The organism is Streptomyces sp. NPDC007162, from assembly GCF_040634175.1.
In the GTDB taxonomy this organism is placed as follows: domain Bacteria; phylum Actinomycetota; class Actinomycetes; order Streptomycetales; family Streptomycetaceae; genus Streptomyces.
The window spans coordinates 1-1,397 of sequence record NZ_JBEYFC010000999.1 but is presented as its reverse complement, the minus strand read 5'-3'; the positions used below and the strand labels follow the sequence as shown (position 1 = coordinate 1,397).

Genomic DNA, 1,397 nt, shown 5'->3' with positions numbered 1-1,397 from the left:
GGCGCGGTCTACGTGTGGATCGTGATCATCATGGTCTTCTCGTTCAGGCCGCCGGACTCACCGCTGTAGTCGAGGCCGGCGGTGTTGGAGGTGACACCGTGGCTCATCTCGTGGCCGGCCACGTCGAGGGCGGTCAGCGGGTCCGCGTTGCCGGAGCCGTCGCCGTACGTCATGCAGAAGCAGCTGTCGTCCCAGAACGCGTTCACGTACGAGTTGCCGTAGTGCACGCGCGAGTAGGCGCCGACGCCGTTGTTCTTGATGCCGCTGCGCCCGAAGGTGTTCTTGTAGAAGTCCCAGGTCTCGGCGGCCCCGTAGTGCGCGTCGGCGCCCGCGGTGGCGGCGTTCGACGTCGTCCCGTTGCCCCAGGTGTTGCTCGACTGCGAGAACAGCGTGCCGGTGCCCGACGTCCCGTGGTTCAGGTTGTACGTCTTGTGGCCGCCGCGGTCGCCGTCGGTCAGGTTGTACGTCGAGCCCGACTGGGTCGTCGACAGCGACACCGTCCCGCTGTACTGGGTGTTGCCGGTGCCGGTGACGTTCTCGATGCCCTGGTACTCGAAGAGCTTCTTGCCGGTGGTGGCGTCGGTGATGACGTGCAGCTGGTTGGGCGTGCCGTCGTCCTGGAAGCCGCCGACGACCGTCTCGTAGGCGAGGACGGGGGTGCCGGAGCCGGCCCAGATCACCTTGCGGGCGCCGTCGGCGGCCGACTTGGTGGAGCCGAGGGCCCTGGCGGCCGTGAGGGCCGACTTCTCGGCGCTCGCCGCGCTCCTGGCCGGGGTGAGGTCGGCGACCTTGAGCGTGGCGTTGTTCGCCTTGACGACGCGCTCGGTGGCGCCCGACTTCGCGGTGTCGACGATCAGGTCGCCGCCGAGCACGGGCAGGCCCGCGTAGGTGCGCTCGTAGCGCGTGTGCAGCGTGCCGTCGGCGTCCTTGACGACGTCCTTGACGACCAGCTTCTCCTTGGCGCCGAGGCCTATCGACCTGGCGGTGGCGGCCCGCTCGGTGCTCGCGTCGCGCAGCAGTTCGGCGCGTTGCGAGGGGGACAGCCGGACGGCCGCGTGGGCCGGGTCGATCCTGCCGGGGTGCGGTGCGGCCGGGGCGGCGCTGGCGGCGCCCGACTGGACGGCGGCGGCGATCAGGGCGCTGACGCCGGCGAGGGCCACTACTGCGGTGCGGTGGGGGGTGCGTCTGCGAGAGGAACTGCTTCTCAACACTGACTCCTTCTGCGTGGCCGCGGGTCGCGCGGCCAGGGGAGATCCGGGCCGCGGGTGGGCGGTCCGGGCAGAACTCGGCGGAACGCGGAACCATGTGCGCGTGCAGTGCCGGACTCGGCAGCCTCGAAGGTGACTCTGTGGGGTTGCTGTGAGTCGGCCGTGGGAAGAGTGGCAGCAGAAAACGTC

The 1,397-nt window shown here is 70.3% G+C and carries 1 pseudogene; it reads right to left on the bottom strand.

From position 1 onward, the window contains the following. Positions 1-38: 38 nt before the first annotated feature. Positions 39-1,208 (bottom strand): annotated as a pseudogene (locus tag ABZ646_RS46635) (peptidase M4); the annotation flags it as partial. Positions 1,209-1,397: the final 189 nt, after the last annotated feature.